Source organism: Pseudoalteromonas pernae (genome assembly GCF_039831865.1).
Classification (GTDB): Bacteria; Pseudomonadota; Gammaproteobacteria; order Enterobacterales; family Alteromonadaceae; genus Pseudoalteromonas; species Pseudoalteromonas pernae.
Genome location: NZ_JBDODM010000007.1, coordinates 189,149 through 206,745 on the forward strand (window position 1 = coordinate 189,149; position 17,597 = coordinate 206,745).

Annotated in this window: 15 protein-coding genes and 1 rRNA gene; 9 read left to right on the forward strand and 7 right to left on the reverse strand. The window is 44.7% G+C overall.

Features of this window, described 5'->3' with window-relative positions; all coding sequences use genetic code 11:
• Nucleotides 1–42: 42 nt before the first annotated feature.
• Nucleotides 43–1,869 (reverse strand): translational GTPase TypA, encoded by a 1,827-nt coding sequence (gene typA / locus V1358_RS15935; protein WP_347390123.1) that lies wholly within the window; start codon nt 1,867–1,869, stop codon nt 43–45.
• 441 nt (nt 1,870–2,310) lie between these two features.
• Here typA and glnA point away from each other — a divergent pair, with 441 nt between their 5' ends.
• From glnA to V1358_RS15960, 5 genes are all read left to right on the forward strand, one after another.
• Nucleotides 2,311–3,717 (forward strand): glutamate--ammonia ligase, encoded by a 1,407-nt coding sequence (gene glnA, locus V1358_RS15940; protein ID WP_347390122.1) that lies wholly within the window; start codon nt 2,311–2,313, stop codon nt 3,715–3,717.
• Between the two features lie 162 nt (nt 3,718–3,879).
• Nucleotides 3,880–4,413 (forward strand): DUF4124 domain-containing protein, encoded by a 534-nt coding sequence (locus V1358_RS15945; RefSeq protein ID WP_347394180.1) that lies wholly within the window; start codon nt 3,880–3,882, stop codon nt 4,411–4,413.
• An 82-nt stretch (nt 4,414–4,495) separates the two neighbouring features.
• Nucleotides 4,496–5,548, forward strand: a complete 1,053-nt coding sequence (glnL, locus tag V1358_RS15950) for a nitrogen regulation protein NR(II) (RefSeq protein ID WP_347390120.1) — start codon at nt 4,496–4,498, stop codon at nt 5,546–5,548.
• An 18-nt stretch (nt 5,549–5,566) separates the two neighbouring features.
• Nucleotides 5,567–6,958 carry a nitrogen regulation protein NR(I) gene (gene ntrC, locus V1358_RS15955; RefSeq protein ID WP_347394181.1) on the forward strand — a complete coding sequence of 464 codons (1,392 nt, stop codon included), beginning with the start codon at nt 5,567–5,569 and terminating at the stop codon, nt 6,956–6,958.
• Nucleotides 6,959–7,147: 189 nt separating this feature from the next.
• Complete coding sequence (locus V1358_RS15960) at nt 7,148–7,603, forward strand: cyclic nucleotide-binding domain-containing protein (protein WP_347394182.1); 456 nt, start codon at nt 7,148–7,150, stop codon at nt 7,601–7,603.
• Here the strand turns inward: V1358_RS15960 and V1358_RS15965 are convergent.
• Complete coding sequence (locus V1358_RS15965; RefSeq protein WP_347394183.1) at nt 7,600–7,953, reverse strand: YacL family protein; 354 nt, start codon at nt 7,951–7,953, stop codon at nt 7,600–7,602. The two genes, V1358_RS15960 and V1358_RS15965, sit on opposite strands and share 4 nt — an antisense overlap.
• A gap of 132 nt (nt 7,954–8,085) precedes the next feature.
• On the opposite strand from V1358_RS15965, the gene V1358_RS15970 reads away from it, so the two are divergent.
• Complete coding sequence (locus V1358_RS15970) at nt 8,086–8,994, forward strand: AEC family transporter (RefSeq protein ID WP_347394184.1); 909 nt, start codon at nt 8,086–8,088, stop codon at nt 8,992–8,994.
• A 39-nt stretch (nt 8,995–9,033) separates the two neighbouring features.
• Here V1358_RS15970 and V1358_RS15975 read toward each other — a convergent pair whose 3' ends face one another.
• Nucleotides 9,034–9,258, reverse strand: coding sequence for a hypothetical protein (locus tag V1358_RS15975; RefSeq protein WP_347390115.1), 225 nt, complete (start codon nt 9,256–9,258; stop codon nt 9,034–9,036).
• A 207-nt stretch (nt 9,259–9,465) separates the two neighbouring features.
• Between V1358_RS15975 and V1358_RS15980 the strand changes: the two genes are divergently transcribed.
• The 3 genes from V1358_RS15980 (at nt 9,466) to V1358_RS15990 (ending at nt 13,058) form a co-directional block, all read left to right on the forward strand.
• A complete protein-coding gene (locus V1358_RS15980) occupies nt 9,466–10,776 on the forward strand; it encodes a short-chain fatty acid transporter (RefSeq protein WP_347394185.1) in 1,311 nt (436 codons plus the stop codon).
• Between the two features lie 121 nt (nt 10,777–10,897).
• A complete protein-coding gene (locus V1358_RS15985) occupies nt 10,898–12,124 on the forward strand; it encodes an EAL domain-containing response regulator (RefSeq protein ID WP_347394186.1) in 1,227 nt (408 codons plus the stop codon).
• Nucleotides 12,125–12,344: 220 nt separating this feature from the next.
• Nucleotides 12,345–13,058, forward strand: a complete 714-nt coding sequence (locus V1358_RS15990) for a response regulator transcription factor (RefSeq protein WP_347394187.1) — start codon at nt 12,345–12,347, stop codon at nt 13,056–13,058.
• Here V1358_RS15990 and V1358_RS15995 read toward each other — a convergent pair.
• The 4 genes from V1358_RS15995 to rrf all read right to left on the reverse strand — a co-directional run bounded on the left by V1358_RS15995 (nt 13,055) and on the right by rrf (nt 17,576).
• Nucleotides 13,055–14,731 (reverse strand): hypothetical protein, encoded by a 1,677-nt coding sequence (locus V1358_RS15995; RefSeq protein ID WP_347394188.1) that lies wholly within the window; start codon nt 14,729–14,731, stop codon nt 13,055–13,057. The genes V1358_RS15990 and V1358_RS15995 overlap by 4 nt on opposite strands.
• 60 nt (nt 14,732–14,791) lie before the next feature.
• Nucleotides 14,792–16,303, reverse strand: coding sequence for a YifB family Mg chelatase-like AAA ATPase (locus V1358_RS16000; protein ID WP_347390110.1), 1,512 nt, complete (start codon nt 16,301–16,303; stop codon nt 14,792–14,794).
• Between the two features lie 37 nt (nt 16,304–16,340).
• The gene (locus V1358_RS16005; protein ID WP_347390109.1) at nt 16,341–16,955 is read right to left on the reverse strand and encodes a trimeric intracellular cation channel family protein; all 615 of its coding nucleotides are present in this window, start codon (nt 16,953–16,955) and stop codon (nt 16,341–16,343) included.
• A 506-nt stretch (nt 16,956–17,461) separates the two neighbouring features.
• Nucleotides 17,462–17,576, reverse strand: a 5S ribosomal RNA gene (rrf, locus tag V1358_RS16010).
• Nucleotides 17,577–17,597: the final 21 nt, after the last annotated feature.

The window sequence follows — 17,597 nt, forward strand, 5'->3', positions numbered from 1 at the left end:
AAAGCCCGCAACAATGTGCGGGCTTTTCATCATGAGCTGTAATTAGCTTTTTTTGCTTTCGCGTGAAGCACGCTTACGTTCGTTTTCCGTTAGGAAACGCTTACGAATACGAATGCTTTCAGGCGTTACTTCTACTAATTCGTCATCATCGATGAACTCAAGCGCTTGCTCTAGCGTCATCTTGATAGGTGGCACAAGTGTTTGTGCTTCATCAGTACCTGATGCACGAACGTTCGTTAACTGCTTACCTTTTAGGGCGTTTACAGTTAGGTCATTGTCACGGCTGTGAATACCGATAACCATACCTTCATACACTTCAACACCATGACCGATAAATAGTTTACCGCGCTCTTGTAGGTTGAATAGTGCGTTAGTTAACGCTTTACCTTGCGCGTTAGCAATCAACACACCGTTTTTACGTTGACCAATTTTACCGCCTTTGTGAGGGCCGTAGTGATCGAATGTGTGATACATCAGACCTGAACCAGACGTCAACGTCATGAAGTCAGTTTGGAAACCGATTAGACCACGGCTAGGAACCATGAAGTCCATACGGATACGGCCTTTGCCATCTGGAGACATATCGGTCATTTCCGCTTTGCGCAGACCAAGTTGTTCCATGATTGAGCCTTGGTGCTCTTCTTCACAGTCGATTGTTACTGTTTCATACGGTTCTTCAAGAACACCATCCACTTCACGAAGGATTACTTCAGGACGTGAAACTGCAAGCTCATAACCTTCACGACGCATATTTTCGATCAATACGCCTAAGTGAAGTTCACCACGACCTGATACACGGAAGCTATCTGGGTTGTCTGTGTCTTCTACACGTAGTGCTACGTTGTGAACAAGTTCAGCATCAAGACGCTCGCGGATATTACGTGAAGTCACGTATTTACCTTCTTGTCCAGCAAACGGTGATGTATTTACTGAGAACGTCATGGTTACTGTTGGCTCGTCAACGCTTAACGCCGGAAGCGCTTCAACATTGTTTACGTCACAGATAGTGTCAGAGATTTTCAGCTCACCAAGACCTGTGATTGCGATGATATCGCCCGCAGTTGCTTCTTGTGCTTCGTGACGGTCTAGGCCTAGGTAAGTAAGTACTTGGCCAACTTTACCGTTACGCTTAGTGCCATCAGCACTAATCACTGTAACTTGTTGGTTTACTTTAACCGTACCGCGCTTAATACGACCAACACCGATTACACCTACGTATGAGTTGTAATCAAGCTGAGAGATCTGCATCTGCAATGCACCTTCAGGATCAGCATCTGGCGCTTCAACTTCGTTAACGATCGCTTGGAACATAGGTTCCATGTTGTCTGAAGGCTCATCTAAATCTAGTGTTGCCCAACCGTTGATAGCTGACGCATAGATTACTTTAAAGTCTAACTGTTCGTCAGTTGCACCTAAGTTATCGAATAGGTCGAATACTTGGTCCATAACCCAATCAGGACGAGCACCAGGCTTGTCGATTTTGTTAATAACAACGATTGGTTTCAAACCCTGTGCGAATGCCTTTTGCGTAACGAAACGCGTTTGTGGCATTGGACCTTCTTGAGCATCTACAAGAAGAAGCACTGAATCAGCCATCGAAAGAACACGTTCCACTTCACCACCGAAGTCAGCGTGTCCTGGAGTATCTACGATGTTGATGTGGTAATCGTTCCAGTTGATTGCCGTATTTTTAGCTAAGATGGTAATTCCACGCTCTTTTTCAATGTCGTTGGAATCCATCACTCGCTCTTCGTTACCACCGCGAGTTTGCAGTGTGCCCGATTGCTCAAGCAATTTATCAACCAGAGTCGTTTTACCATGGTCAACGTGCGCGATGATCGCGATATTTCTTAACTTTTCGATGCTCATATATCTACTTAAGAGGCAAGCCTCATTGTTCCTAGAGGATCCACGCCCGGCAAACAACTACCTGCGTTGGGTTTAAAAGGGCGCGTATTATCCCTTATAAAGTCACTAGATGAAAGTTTATCCAACATTATTTTTCTGTGACTGTGATGTGATAATGGCGCAAATCGCATTAAACGATTAAAAAACAACCAATAATCATTGTGTATATTTTTTATAAAAAGGCAAAATCTGATCACAACTCGCCTTAATAGCAATTTCACACGGATGCACTAGAATGTAGCATGTGCGCACCAATTAGGTGCAAAACGCATATTTCATGAAATTCGTTTTTTAAAAAAACCTTTATAAATAGCGCGTTACAAAACTGGCACGATTTAAGCTTACCAGTGCACAATTGCAGTAACATGCAGCACACATAAAAATTCCACATTCGGAGGACACATGTCACAATCGGTTTTAGATTTCATTAAAGAACATGACGTTAAATTCGTAGATTTACGCTTTACTGACACAAAAGGTAAAGAGCAGCACGTTTCTATCCCTCATCATCAAGCTGATGAAGACTTCTTCGAAGACGGCAAAATGTTCGATGGTTCTTCTATTGCAGGTTGGAAAGGCATTAACGAATCAGACATGGTGCTAATGCCAGATGCTGAAAGCGCTAAACTTGACCCATTCGCAGAAGAAACAACACTTATCGTTCGTTGTGACGTAGTTGAGCCTTCAACTTTACAAGGTTACGAGCGTGACCCACGTTCTGTAGCTAAACGCGCTGAAGAGTACATGCGCTCTACTGGCATCGCTGACACCGTATTATTCGGTCCAGAACCAGAATTCTTCCTATTCGACGACGTGAAGTACAAATCAGACATGTCTGGTTCAATGTACAAAATTGATGCTGAAGAAGCATGTTGGAACTCTGACAAAGATTACGAAGGTGGTAACACAGGTCACCGCCCAGGCGTTAAAGGCGGTTACTTCCCAGTAGCTCCAGTTGATTCATCACAAGATTGGCGTAGCGCGACTTGCCTAGTTCTAGAAGAAATGGGTCAAGTTGTTGAAGCTCACCACCACGAAGTAGCAACTGCTGGTCAGAACGAAATCGCGACTCGCTTCAACACTATGGTATTGAAAGCAGACGAAATTCAAGAAATGAAGTACGTTATCCACAACATGGCGCACGCATACGGCAAAACAGCTACGTTCATGCCTAAGCCTATCGTTGGTGATAACGGTTCTGGTATGCACTGTCACCAGTCTCTAGCGAAAGACGGTAAAAACCTTTTCGCAGGTGACAAGTACGGCGGCCTTTCTGAAGAAGCGCTTTACTACATCGGTGGTATCATCAAGCACGCTAAAGCAATCAACGCATTCGCGAACGCGTCTACTAACTCTTATAAGCGTCTAGTACCTGGCTTCGAAGCTCCGGTAATGCTTGCTTACTCAGCACGTAACCGTTCAGCATCTATCCGTATTCCAGTTGTTCCTTCAGAGAAAGCACGTCGTATCGAAGTGCGCTTCCCTGACCCAACAGCTAACCCATACCTAGCATTCTCTGCAATGCTTATGGCTGGTCTTGACGGTATCAAGAACAAGATCCACCCTGGCGATGCAATGGACAAAGACCTATACGACCTACCTGCAGAAGAAGCGGCTGAAATCCCAACAGTTGCATCTTCACTAGATGAAGCACTTGCATCACTAGACGCAGACCGTGAGTTCCTAATCCAAGGCGGCGTATTCACAAACGACCTAATCGACGCTTATATCGCGCTGAAGTCTAAAGAAGTTGAAAAACTTAACATGACAACTCACCCAGTTGAGTTCGAAATGTACTACAGCGTATAACCTGATAACTAATTTTTAGTTATATCATGTGTGTTCTCAAAGCCTGCTCTGCAGGCTTTTTTTATGGTAAAAAAGTTGTAAATGAACTACAGTTACTAATGGGTGCTCAAGCACTTCAATTACGGCTAACTATAAGAATAACAAACTAAATTAGGAATGCATGTGAACGTAAAGGTGATGATTTTAAGCGTGTTATTGGCGTTGATTATGACAACACCCGTATCCGCAGAGCCCAATAAAAACATCTATGTCTACAAGGATGAGAACGGCAATTTGGTGTTTTCCGATACGCCTCGCAAAGGCGCGGAAAAGGTTACGCTGAACAAACCTGTGATGAACATGCCTTCCACTGACACCAGCATCTTCAACGAACCAACCAATGATTTAGAGAAGGTTAAATTTTCTATCTCAATCAGTTCTCCTGCGCAAGAAGAAACCATCCGCGATAATACCGGCTCAGTGCATGTGTCCGGCATGATCAAACCGCGTTTTTTGCAAGGCCATCAAGTGCAACTGTTTCTTGATGGTAAGGCCTATGAGAAACCACAAAAGTCACTGTTATTTGTGATGCGTGACGTTGATCGAGGGGAACACAACATTGTGTTAAAACTGCTCGACTCTGAAGGCAAGGTATTGGCAAGCTCTGATCCCGTGGTCTTTTTCTTACACCGTCGCACCATGATTACTGGACCCTAAACGCTAACAAATAAATATCTCAGCAGTATCGTGATAACCTGATAACATATACGCACCAACATGGTGCAATTGATGACTTAAAATGAAACTCCACTTCGATTTCCATCAACAGATGTGGGAAAACCTGCATACTGCTATCCTAATTTTGGACAAAGATTTTAATCTGGTTTATGCCAATACCAGCTGCACCGAACTACTTGGCCAAGGCTTAAAACGCATTATTGGCCAACCGTTTGAATCCCTGTTTAATTATCACTCGATTGAGCTGGAACGCATTGCCAATTACACTCTCAAGCAAGGTGTAGATTGCCACCAGCATAGGGCTGACGTGGTTTTCGTGGATACTCGCCATGCTAACCTAGCGCTCAATAGCCGCAGAATTAATTATCAGAACGACGCATATTTGTTGTTTGAAATTCGCCAAACCGACGAAGAGATTCGACTCGATCAGGCCTCAAACCAAATGCACCAGCATCAAGCAGCTCGTACCCTTATTCGCAACTTGGCTCATGAAATCAAAAACCCATTGGGCGGAATTCGCGGAGCGGCGCAATTATTGCAGTATGAAGTTGATCAGCAGGAGCGCGATGAGTGTGCACAGCTAATCATTCATGAAGCAGACCGATTGAGGCAGCTTGTAGACAGGCTACTGGGGCCAAACCAACGCCTACATAAACAAGCGACCAATATTCATCAAACGCTAGAGAATGTACTGAAGCTTTGCGTGCTGGATAACAACAAAGAAATTACGCTTATCAAAGATTACGATCCCAGTATTCCGGATGTCGTGGTTGATGGCGATAAAATTCAGCAAGTCCTCCTCAATATTGTGCGCAATGCCATGCAAGCGCTCAGTGAGGGGGGGGAAATTAAAGTGACGACGCGCGTGCGGTATCACGTGCGTCGCTATGACACCACGCTTAAAAAAGCCCTGCAGATTAAAATTTGTGATAATGGTCCGGGTATCGCTCCCGAAGTAAGAGAAACGCTGTTTTATCCTATGGTCACTAATAAAGAAGGTGGCAGTGGTTTGGGGTTGTCGATCGCACAAACCCTGATAGATCAGCATCAAGGCTTTATCGAATGCGATAGCTGGCCGGGCCATACTGAGTTTACATTATACTTGCCTTTGTAAGAGGCTAAGAGGTATACGATGAAATCTGTTTGGTTGGTAGACGATGATGCATCCATTCGTTTTGTACTGCAAAAGGCACTGACGCGCGGTGGCTATCACGTTGAGAGTTTTGATAATGCTCAGGACGTACTCAGCGCACTCACCTACTCTCAGCCGGCGGTATTGCTATCTGATGTGCGTATGCCGGGTATGGATGGTATGGCGCTACTGGAGCAAATCAGCGAAGAAAATCCGAGCTTGCCCGTCATCATCATGACTGCACACTCAGATCTGGACTCGGCCGTTCAAGCTTTCCAAAAAGGCGCGTTCGAGTACCTCGCCAAACCATTTGATTTGGAAGAGGCCGTTGGCGTTGTTGACCGAGCTGTAAGAGCGCACTCACAAAAGAAAACGAAGAAAACAGCAAGCGAACAGAAACGTTCAGTGATCATCGGTGAAGCACCAGCAATGCAAGAAGTGTTTCGTGCCATTGGTAAGCTGAGCGCTTCGAGTATGAGTGTTTTGATAAATGGTGAGTCGGGCACGGGTAAAGAGCTTGTTGCCAGCGCACTGCACCAACACAGCCCACGCAAAGACAATCCTTTTATCGCCCTCAATATGGCCGCTATTCCAAAAGATTTAGTCGAGTCTGAGCTTTTTGGCCACGAAAAAGGCGCATTTACAGGTGCAGACAGCGTACGCAAAGGTCGCTTCGAGCAAGCCAATGGCGGTACTCTATTTCTTGATGAAATTGGTGATATGCCTTTAGATGTGCAAACTCGTCTATTGCGTGTTTTAGCGGATGGTGAGTTTTATCGTGTAGGTGGTCATCAAAGCATTAAGGTAGATGTGCGTATTATTGCGGCAACACACCAAGATTTGGAGCTCCTAGCGCAGCAAGGAAAATTCCGCGAAGATTTATTCCACCGTCTAAATGTGGTCAGACTTAAGCTACCACCACTTCGTGAGCGCCCAGAAGATATTGAGCAACTTGCCGAATACTTCTTAAATAAAAGTGCTCAGGAACTGAAGATAGACACCAAGATCCTCAGCCCGCAAGCATGCGATCAAATGAAGTTATTCAATTGGCCCGGCAACGTTCGTCAATTAGAAAACACTTGCCGCTGGCTTACCGTAATGGCTCCTGGTGAATATATTGCCGCAGAAGACCTGCCACCAGAGATCATTGCCGCACATCCGCAAGATGTCGATGCTGATTGGCTGGATTTATTTCAACAGTGGCTGAACAATGAATTTAAACAGGGCAAAGACAACGTGTGGCCTGATATTCAAGCGCAGTTGGAAACGCGTTTGATTAAATCGGCTTTAGCGAGTTGCGGGGGCCACAAGCAAGAAGCGGCTCTGCGTATCGGTTGGGGTCGAAACACACTCACTCGTAAGCTCAAAGAGCGCAATATCACGACATCATAAAGCGCATACTTAATAGCCCCTGTTTAGGGGCTTTATTTTGAAATTCAATCAATTACTTTTGGTTATGTAGTCATAGCCGCTCGCTGCTGTCATCTTCGAGCAGTAGTAATTTTTCCCCTGCTCTATTACCATCCGGTATAACCTAACGGTTCAACTGTTCAAAATATCATTGCGAGTGTACTGACCTTGATGAGATTACTGGAAAACATCGCCCTGTTTAAACGCATGGAAATTCTCAATCGCGTGCCCTTTTTTCAGCATTTTGAACTTGCAGAAAGACAGATGCTGCTCGAATCCTTTTCATCTTTATATGCGATTAAGCAAGGCCACTACGTCTTTAAACAGTTTGAACAAAGTCATCACTTGTACATTATTTTAAGTGGTGAACTCACGGTATTCAGACAACATGATAAAAAGCATTTAGGACATATCTACCCGGGGGAGTTTGTTGGTGAAGGTGCGTTTATTAGCCATCGAGAACGCAGCATTAACGCCAGAGCCGCGACCGACTCTATCTTGCTGGCTATAGAGCCCAGTGCGCTGTTAAAGTTACCCGTGGTAGTAAGAGAAAAAATTAAAGATCAGTTAATTATCGGCATGAGCGAACGCATTGCCAAACTTAGTTCAGCGACAGAGATGGCTTAACGAAAGGCCATCCAAGACTCAAGTAAGGCTTTTAAGTCTTCGACCCCACAGGCTGCAGCTAATTCGGATTCATCCAGAGACAAGTCATCTTCAGCATAATCGCCAAGGTCGTCACTGTCATGGTACAAACCATGGCTTTCAAATATCGCTTCGCCGTGGGTGAGTAAAATCCGCATCTCTTTACCTTGAAGCACTTGCTCAACGTCCTCATCAAGGGCATGCACAAAGCGCTTCATGAGATCATCATTCTCATACAGTTCGTCATTAAACCAGCGCGCAATCAACTTGTGCTCGTCAGTAAGTTTAATACGCTTGCCCCACATTGGGTCCGAATAAATTTGATATTCCATCGTGCCTACACCTGTAATTCTGGCCGCGCATCATACCAGTATATGCCTAACGTTGAAATCTCACTATAAGGCTTACCATCGACCTAGTGGGCAATGTTAGAATACGGGTAATTACTCTTTCGCACATAAGTTATGTTAGGCACACTCACGCTCATCTTTCCTCTAATCTTCATTGTCTTGATTGGCTTTGGCTGCGCACGCTTAAAATTTCTGAATCAAGATAATTTGGCTGGGGTGAGTCGATTCATTTTTTATGTGTGCATTCCCGCCTTTTTATTCCTCAATATGCAAGGCGCTGAACTAACAGAAGTGGTGAGTCTGGGGTTGCTTGCGAGCTTTTATCTGCCCGTTCTTAGTGTTTATCTAAGTGTGTTATTGGTGTTTAGACTAATAAATAAGCAATGGGCAAAAAGCGCCGTGCTTGCTTTGGGTGCGAGCTATTCAAATACTGTGCTCATCGGCCTGCCTATCGCAATTCAGGCGCTTGGTAAGGAAGTTGCCGCAACCGTATTTGTCATCATTACCTTTCACAGTGCCCTGCTATTTTTGCTGACTTATGCATTTTGTGGCAAATCACAGAACTTAAATTGGCGTACAACCGCGCGCCAGTTAATCATCAATCCGGTTATATTGCCTATCAGCCTCGGCGTATTAGCAAATGTGGCGGGACTCAAATTATTTGCACCTATTGAGCAAGGTCTATCACTGCTTGGAGATCCAGCCATAGCCGGCGCACTGTTTGTGCTCGGGGCGAATTTACATCACTACCGTATTAAATCGGGTTTAAAGCTTGCGCTGATTCTCAGCCTAGTAAAAATCTTGCTGCTCCCAGCCGCTGTTTGGCTCTGTGCCACCTATCTATTTATTTTACCAACAGAGCAAACTTTACTGCTTGTGCTGATAAGCTCTGCGCCGCTAGGAGTAAACGCTTATTTGGTGGCAAAAGAATTGAATACCCATAACGATATTCTCGCCAGCAGTGTGGTGCTCAGTACAGTGCTCAGTGCATTTAGCTACGTTTTATGGCTGAATTGGGTATAAAAAAAGCGTGCTTAATAGCACGCTTTTTCATTATTCGAATCAATCGTAGGAACGATATTTGGCGGCATCGATAATTGCCCAAACATAAGTGATAGCTGCAATAATCCCCGGTACGACTAACCACCAAAGTGCAGCGCCGCCGAAGAAGAAAATAGCAAATAGTAAGGCTGCAAGAATACGCCCTTGTACTAATTGCCCCAGTCCTGGGAAAAATACATTACATAATGCGGCGATAACATTACCGCCAGAGCCTTGTCCTGACATATAACCCTCGTTAGTCATTTATTTTTGTATCTTAATTCAATATCTACAATAACTAGGCCAACTTTTTATCATTAATTTTCAACAAGTTAAGTTTTAACCTATTTTGTAATTCCGTTAACTTTAGCCTATCATGCTAAAGATTGGTGTTTTTAACCTTACCTTATCTGTGTTAAGAAAATAATAGTTAATAATAAATAGTTACTCTATATGCTCGCAAAAATCTCTAAACCCATCGCTCAACTGACTGATAGATACCTGCCGGATCCGTTGGTCATCGTATTTATACTTACATTGTTGAGTTTTATTCTTGCGGGCATCAGCACCGAACATTCACCCATTGCACTGATCGCTATGTGGGGAGGCGGCCTAAGTAATTTATTCACCTTTGCGATGCAAATGTTGCTAGTTTTGGTGTGCGGCTATTTATTGGCAACGACGCCTCTAGTATCACGCATGCTCAATATTCTAGCTCAGCGATTAAATACCCCAGGTAAAGCAATTATTGTCACCACGCTCGTTGCATTATTATCTAGTTGGATAAATTGGGGGTTTGGTCTAGTAGTTGGCGCCCTATTTGCTAAAGCGGTTGCCCGTCATTGTCGGGTAGACTATCGGGTGCTGGTAGCCAGTGCCTATTCTGGCTTTATTATCTGGCATGGGGGCTTATCTGGTTCAATTCCACTGACTATTGCCACAGAAGGTCACTTTGCCGAAGATCAAATAGGTATTATCGATACCTCCATGACGCTTTTCTCTGCCATGAATTTAACGCTGGTCGTTGGCCTTGCGGTTTTACTCCCTATCGTTAACTACTGGCTCCTGCCAAAACAAAATGATGCCGTGTATATTGACCCTGATGCGTTAACAGAATCACAAACAACTCAATCAGATACCAGTTGTAACCACCTTGAACAAGCGCGATGGCCAACTCTTATCATCGGCATTCTCGGATTAACTTATCTGGGTTTCTCATTCTACATGGGCAAACAAGGACTCAATCTCAACTCAATAATCGCTCTATTTTTATTCTTCGCTCTCCTATTACAACCCAATGCTGCAACCTTTATTGCACAGCTCACCCGTGCCGTGAGCAATGGTAGCGGTATTGTCATTCAATTTCCCTTTTACGCGGGTTTAATGGCGTTAATGAGTCAAAGTGGTCTAGCTCAAAGTATTTCAGGGCTATTTATTGATATATCCAATTCCCAAACTTTACCTATATGGAGCTTTCTCAGCGCTGGACTCGTGAACATCTTCGTCCCTTCAGGAGGTGGTCAATGGGCAGTACAAGCCCCGCTATTATTGCCCGCAGCGAGTGCACTGAGCGTACCTACTGAGGTTGTTGCTATGGCGGTCGCGTGGGGAGATGCATGGACTAACTTAATACAACCTTTCTGGGCTATACCTGTGCTCGCCATTGCTGGGCTCAAAGCCAAAGACATCATGGGCTTTTGCTTACTACAATTGCTCATTAGCGGGCTCTATATCATCGTAGTCTTAGCCGCATTCAGTTATTGATACAACCAAAAACCAATAATAAAGTATTAATAAACCCAAGAATTACTAGCTATTTACAGGTACAAGTTTGCATACTTCTCGCTGCCAATCTAGATTTTAGGTAGTAACAAGGGAGGGAAGAATGAGTAACCAAAGGCATGGCAAAGTAACGGCAAAATATAGGGTAGTCACTGTTGATGACTCGCCAGCGGTTTCTATTGTCTTACAGGCAATGTTTAACCAGCTAGGTATTAAAGATGTGTCTAGTTACGATGATGCTCTAAAAGCATTTCAAGATATTGAGAAATCGCCTTGCCTGTATGACCTCATTCTCACAGATTTGAGCATGCCAGGTATGGATGGCATGGAGTTCATCCGCCGGTTAGGTAGAATTAAATATCCCGGCGTTGTCGTTATTGTTTCCGAAATGCAGCCTGAGGTCATTAACCTCGCCAGCCAACTTGCCCGACAACACAACGTGCATCTACTCGGTAATATAGCTAAGCCAGTGCACATGGAAGATGTGCAGCATTTACTGCACAAATTGGACTGCTTGCGCTCTTTCGGTGATGATCCACTTGCTAATGTGTCGGAACTCTCTTTACTAGATGCCATCAGTCATAATCGAGTGACCCCGCTTTACCAACCTAAAATTACAATAGCATCCGGTAAGGTTAATAGCCTAGAAGTGATGTCATACATTATGCCTCGAACGAGCATGACGCAAAATGATGACGGCTATTTTGTCGGCGTAGCGCGCTCTAATGAGTTACTCAACCTTCTTACATTTCAATTAATCGAAAAGTCGTCAAAAGACTTAATATATTTTAGAAAAGCATATTCCAAGAATTTAAAGCTCGCTATCAATCTGCACCCGACTCAACTGGCAGATCTTAACTGCCCGGACAAATTTTCTTTGATCCTGTCGTTGAATAATTTAACTCCCAGTGATGTGCTAATAGAAATTAGCGAACACCAACCTTTGAACGACAAACACGTGCTTGAGACAATCAATCGCTTGAAAATGAGAGGATTCGAGTTATCACTCGATGACTACGGCAGCGGTTTTACCGAGGGACAACAGCTCTACAGCCTGCCCGTTGATGAAATTAAAGTGTGTGAACCTTTAATAACCGAAATAGAACAGGACTACTTTTCACAATCTGTTTTACATTCACTTGACGATATTGCCAACGACCGTAACCTCAAGCTTGTCGCCGTTGGCGTTAGCCGAGATGAGGAACTAGAGTATCTACAATCACGGTTTCCCGCTATCCAAGCCCAGGGCTCATTAATCTGCCCTGCCTTAAAACGCGACGATATGATTCTTTGGTTAGAACAAAAACACAAAGAAACACTTCTTAGCTAGATTATTAGCAATGACAAAATATAATTTGAATATGAAAGCATTTCTTTCTCGGTCAACTTGAACAGGAATAAAAGAATTGCAGATATTTTGTACCCAATAATGAAATATCTAACTCTTTGTCGTAAAATGCACACTTTAACGCAATGCAAAGGTTTGCATTGCATGGAATTGAGTAAAATCTAATAGTTTATTAGATAGTATTTCTCTAGGTAAATCTTGCATGCCGATTAACGTGTTACTTGTTGAAGATGACGATTTACTCGTCAAACGTATTAAAAACCACTTTGCTGATACTGAATTTAGCTTCTGCGTTGATAGTACCGGGGCTGATGCCTTAGCTATGGTTCAAGCCTCTCAAGCAACACCCGATGGCAATATTGAGCTGGCCGTTGTTGATATCGTCTTACCGCAAAAAGACGGGCTCATGCTTGCGAAAGAACTGACAACGCTTACAGAGATCGGCGTGATCATGCTATCAAGCCGTGATTCTCAGTCCGATAGGATTGCTGGTCTCGCACAGGGTGCTGACGACTATATTTGCAAACCCGTAGACCTACTCGAGTTAGAACTTAGAATGCGCGCAGTTTATAAGCGTATTCACAGTGCCAGTGCCCAAAGTGACGACTCGACTGAGTACATCGAATATGCAGATTTCAAGCTCCATCCAGATAACCGTACATTAATAACCCCTGCCCAAGAAGAAATCCGCCTTACCGAAGCAGAACATAAAGTACTTATTTGTTTAATTGCGAACGCAGGGAAGGCAACCTCACGAGAAAAGGTCTCTGAAGAAATCGGCCAACCCGATTGGAGTCCAACTGACCGGACAGTCGATGTACTCATTGGCCGATTACGTAAAAAACTAGGCGACGAAAAAGAGCAAAAGCGTATTGTTACCGTTCGCGGTAAAGGCTATATGCTCTCACTCGGTTAAAACACTAAACGACCATCTTTGTATGCGGCCAGTGTTTGTTGTAGGGGTTGTTGATCAAATGCTTGGTCGTCTGCCTCTTCAACTGCTTGCTGCTGATAACTTATTGCCTCTTCAAAATTGCCCAGCTTAGCATGGGCTGCGGCTAAGTATGCGTAAGCCATTGGGTGATCATTAGCATCCACGACTTGCTCAGCAAGTTCAATTGCATAATTGAGATCGGCGCCATTGTCAGAATAGCGTACGTACCACCCAGCCAACTTTCTCATCGCAATTAAATTGCCCGCATCGGCAGCTTTTTGAAGCCAGAATTTAGCTTGCTCTGTGAAGGTTTCAGACTCATTAGCTCTATCAAGTAAACATTTACCAAGCTGTAATTGCGATCGTGTGTGCGCCTGATTAGCGGCAATGCTGAGCAAACGGACATTACAATTAACTCCTAATTGGAACAAGGTATCACTGTGGCCACCTACAGCAGCTTTATGCTGCCAGTAACGCCATTGCAGCTCAGGCTCTTTTGTCACTACTGGCTGTAAATCCACGTAGGCGGACACATTATGATTCAGGTACTGTGGCTCCTGCGCCTTGTTGTTATAAAAGAAATGGGCGTAATACCAATTATCTTCTTTCAACTTGGCACCTTTTGCGCTGAGCTGCCAGCTACTCATCACCCCCTGAGCATGTTTGGTCAATTCCTCTGGAATATCTACATGTTCGAAAGCTTGCCATTGTTCGACTTTACCCTCATCGGTAACGTTCACTAGGTAACCAAAGTTAAAGAAGTTGCTCTCCAACGTTTCCTGTTTACTAAATTGGGGCTGTGTGATGCTTTGAAAGTTGATTTCCGGTGCGACGCTGACGATATTCATCATATCGGGACTCACGGTAAAGTGCTGTGGCGCATCATCGAGCAACTGTAATACTGTTGCCAGTTCAGCTTGAGCGGCAACATCATCACGCTTAGCTAACTTGAGTAGTTGCTGAGCATGAGTATGTAAACGCTGGGTAACTTCACTGTCTTCTAGGCCAGCAAACACACCTCTAATGATGCCATTCTTGAACGGCTTTTCGGCTCTTACAAATCGCGTTTGTTGTAACTTCTCTAACATACTTTCGGCAAATTCAGGGGCTGGGTAAGAGTTCAACAACATGTAATCGCGGGGAATGCCATTTTTATCGATGTCGAACACTAAGCTTGCCATACCTGGCGCACCTTCACTTTGTAAAGCGCTGGGGTATTCCGTAGGAGGATTAACTGTTTTTTCTCGAGTCGGGTTGTAGCTCAGCGTTCGGCTTAGCTCATACTCGATACTCTGTGAACCACTTGGTCCATAACGCGCGATAAGCTGTTCGGCAAGCTCTTTGGCTTGGGTGAGTTGTGAGCCCTTAAGGCGACGCTCCGCTGACTTTCGCGCCTGCTCAGCCATCTTAAATTCATTGGCAATAGCAACGCTAAAGTACGCATACGCTTTTACAGGATCGGCAGGTACTCCTTGCCCACGTAAGTATTGAACAGCAAGATTAAATTGGCTGCGGCCATCACCTAGCTCAGCAGTCTGTTCGAAAAGCGAAAAGGCTTCTTCATACTGTTGATCAAGATAAAGACTCATTGCATCGCTGGCGTTCGCCAAACACAATTGTGGTATAAGTGATGCGGCCAAAATCCACTTTTTCATTGAATACTCCCATAAAGCTTATCCAACAATGTTAACAGCTGGTAAATAAGCGTGCAATGGCTAATGCCCGAGAGTAGCAACCATGCGCTCAAAGGCACGATAACTCAGCGCTTCTTGAATACATTCGCGTGTAATATTAGGTAACTGGGATAAATCAGCGATCGTACGCGCTACCTTGATCACCCGCTGATGAGAGCGGGGCGAGAGACACAACTTCTCGCTCGCTGCGCAAAGATAGTGTTTGCTGTTGTCGTCCAGTACACAATAGATATCAACTTCACTGGGTAATAATTGCGCATTTACTTTACCTTGACGCTGAATTTGGACTTGGTAAGCCTGTTGCACTCGAAACCTAATATCCGTACTCGATTCAGCTTTGTGTGAACTCATCAGTTGCTCGCTCGACAATCGAGGAAGCTCTATCTGCAGATCGATACGGTCAATAAATGGACCAGAAATCCGCGCTAAATACCTAAGCACTTGCTCAGGTGTAGCGCGCTTATCGGTATGATGACCTGTTGGGCTAGGGTTTAATGCGGCTATCAATTGAAAACGAGCGGGAAAGTCGACTTGCTGTGCAGCTCTTGAAATAGTGACTCGTCCTGTTTCCATAGGTTCGCGCAAACTATCGATGACCTTTCGTTCGAATTCGGGGAGCTCATCAAGAAATAACACGCCGTTGTGTGCCAATGATATTTCACCCGGTTTTGGCTTAGAAGAACCGCCAACAAGAGCCACAGCCGAACAAGTATGATGTGGACTGCGAAAGGGACGAGTACGCCAATGAGTGCCGTCAATTGGCTTGCCGCAAACTGAGTAAACAGCCGCGGTCTCCAGCGCCTGTTCCGTAGTTAACGGTGGCAATATGGTCGAAAATCGCTGCGCTAACATCGACTTCCCCGTTCCAGGAGGACCACTGAAAAGGACATTATGTCCACCCGCTGCTGCAATTTCTAACACCCGTTTCGCAAGGTGTTGCCCTTTCACATCGGAAAAGTCGAGTAAGCTCGAATGCGAGTGCTCATAGTGGTGCTCATCAACCGTCACCAAATCCAAACTCTGTTGCCCTGAGAGGTCATGCCATATCTGTACTAAAGAATGCGCGCATTTTACTTGAGCCCCTTCTACAAGTTGCGCTTCTCGTTTATTGAGCTCACTGAGATAAACCAGTCGCCGTTCATTTTTGGCTGCAAGCACACTGGGAATGACTCCCTTTATCGGACGTAAACGCCCATCAAGCCCTAACTCAGCTAGTAACTCAATGGCGTGAAGATCGGGAAACTTCAGCTGCTCTGAAGCGATAAGAATGCCAACTGCAATAGCCAAGTCATAACGGCCACCCTCTTTAGGGAAATCCGCGGGAGCAAGATTAACGACAATTCGTTGGTTTGGAAAAATGAAGTGGCTGTTCTCTATAGCACTGCGCACTCGGTCTTTGGCTTCTTTGACCGATGTCTCAGGCAAACCGACAATATTAAAGCTGGGCAACCCAGCTCCTAAATACACTTCGACGCTAACTGAAACAGCCTCAATGCCTATCTGCTCTCGGGTGAATACTGTGGCTAAAGACATATCCTTGTCTCTTTGTTCCTATTACCATACATCTATTCTAGCTGGGATAACGAAAAACGTATAAGCTCACGTTCCATTTAATGGCGATTAATCTCACGATAAGGATCACTCCCCCACCTAGCCACATCGCAACACCTGAAGACACATTCATACTTATAAGCAGTACATACAGCCCTGCCCCTAATAAACAAGCCACCGCATACAAAGGCCCTTTCAGTAGCATAGGCACTTCCCTTGCCAATACATCACGTATGACCCCACCAAAACAACCTGTAAGTACGCCCATAATGACTGCGGTCATAGCTGGAACATCAATGTTTAGTGCCTTTTGAGCCCCCATAATTGCGAAGAAGGCGATACCGAGTGCATCGGCTAACTGTAATAGGTAATGCGGAAACCTTTGCGTGTAATTTAGCCAAATGATAGTGATCAATACGGTGATAAGGATTGTGATGAAATAACTAGTGTCGTGAACCCAGAAGACAGGCACATCTAAGATCATATCTCTGAGTGTACCGCCACCAATTGCTGTCACTGCAGCTAAGACGATTACACCGAATCCATCCATCTTTTTCTCATGGGCTAACAACGTGCCTGAAATTGCGAATACAGCTACGCCTAAAAGATCAAATAAATGATAGAGTTCAAACATATACACAGCCCAATAATCAAAGTTTCCAGTTATCCGTTAACTTGATAGTACACGTAACAAGCGCGAACAAACTAGCAATGTGTTCATTTTGGCGAAAATCAGATTTGGCAATAATATTGATGTGGCTTGGCATGCAGTCATGTCGGCTTTATCGGCAATATACTCCTGCATTGCTCTACACCGTCATCCATGGCGGCAAAGACCGACCTACACATGCGGTAAGCTCACTCTTGTAATAATCAATAATGGCATGCGCTAAACGCTAGAAAGCAAAAAACCCGCTGCATCGCTGCAACGGGTTTCTTTAATTCGGAGTCGGGGGCGCCTAGTCGGGGGCGCCTAGCCTGGTGATGGCCCGGCTTACGGCCTGAGGCCGCCAGCGTTCAAGCGGATGAAGTAAAACTCTTTACTTCATTATTTCCGCTTTCTCCCTACTTTCTCGTAGGTCATCAAAAACCTTAAACGAAAAAACCCAGCAATAAGCTGGGTTCTTCGTATAATTAGGAGCCTGGTGATGACCTACTTTCACATGGCAAATGCCACACTATCATCGGCGCAGTTCCGTTTCACTTCTGAGTTCGGCATGGGGTCAGGTGGGTCCAGAACGCTATTATCACCAAGCAAAGTTGGTTACTAATCGCT

Bases quoted from the DNA above. Each gene is read 5' to 3' on its own strand.
- typA (WP_347390123.1), bottom strand. From the start codon at position 1,869: ATGAGCATCGAAAAGTTAAGAAATATCGCGATCATCGCGCACGTTGAC.
- glnA (WP_347390122.1), top strand. From the start codon at position 2,311: ATGTCACAATCGGTTTTAGATTTCATTAAAGAACATGACGTTAAATTC.
- glnL (WP_347390120.1), top strand. From the start codon at position 4,496: ATGAAACTCCACTTCGATTTCCATCAACAGATGTGGGAAAACCTGCAT.
- ntrC (WP_347394181.1), top strand. From the start codon at position 5,567: ATGAAATCTGTTTGGTTGGTAGACGATGATGCATCCATTCGTTTTGTA.
- V1358_RS15960 (WP_347394182.1), top strand. From the start codon at position 7,148: ATGAGATTACTGGAAAACATCGCCCTGTTTAAACGCATGGAAATTCTC.
- V1358_RS15965 (WP_347394183.1), bottom strand. From the start codon at position 7,953: ATGGAATATCAAATTTATTCGGACCCAATGTGGGGCAAGCGTATTAAA.
- V1358_RS15970 (WP_347394184.1), top strand. From the start codon at position 8,086: ATGTTAGGCACACTCACGCTCATCTTTCCTCTAATCTTCATTGTCTTG.
- V1358_RS15975 (WP_347390115.1), bottom strand. From the start codon at position 9,258: ATGTCAGGACAAGGCTCTGGCGGTAATGTTATCGCCGCATTATGTAAT.
- V1358_RS15980 (WP_347394185.1), top strand. From the start codon at position 9,466: ATGCTCGCAAAAATCTCTAAACCCATCGCTCAACTGACTGATAGATAC.
- V1358_RS15985 (WP_347394186.1), top strand. From the start codon at position 10,898: ATGAGTAACCAAAGGCATGGCAAAGTAACGGCAAAATATAGGGTAGTC.
- V1358_RS15990 (WP_347394187.1), top strand. From the start codon at position 12,345: ATGCCGATTAACGTGTTACTTGTTGAAGATGACGATTTACTCGTCAAA.
- V1358_RS15995 (WP_347394188.1), bottom strand. From the start codon at position 14,731: ATGAAAAAGTGGATTTTGGCCGCATCACTTATACCACAATTGTGTTTG.
- V1358_RS16000 (WP_347390110.1), bottom strand. From the start codon at position 16,303: ATGTCTTTAGCCACAGTATTCACCCGAGAGCAGATAGGCATTGAGGCT.
- V1358_RS16005 (WP_347390109.1), bottom strand. From the start codon at position 16,955: ATGTTTGAACTCTATCATTTATTTGATCTTTTAGGCGTAGCTGTATTC.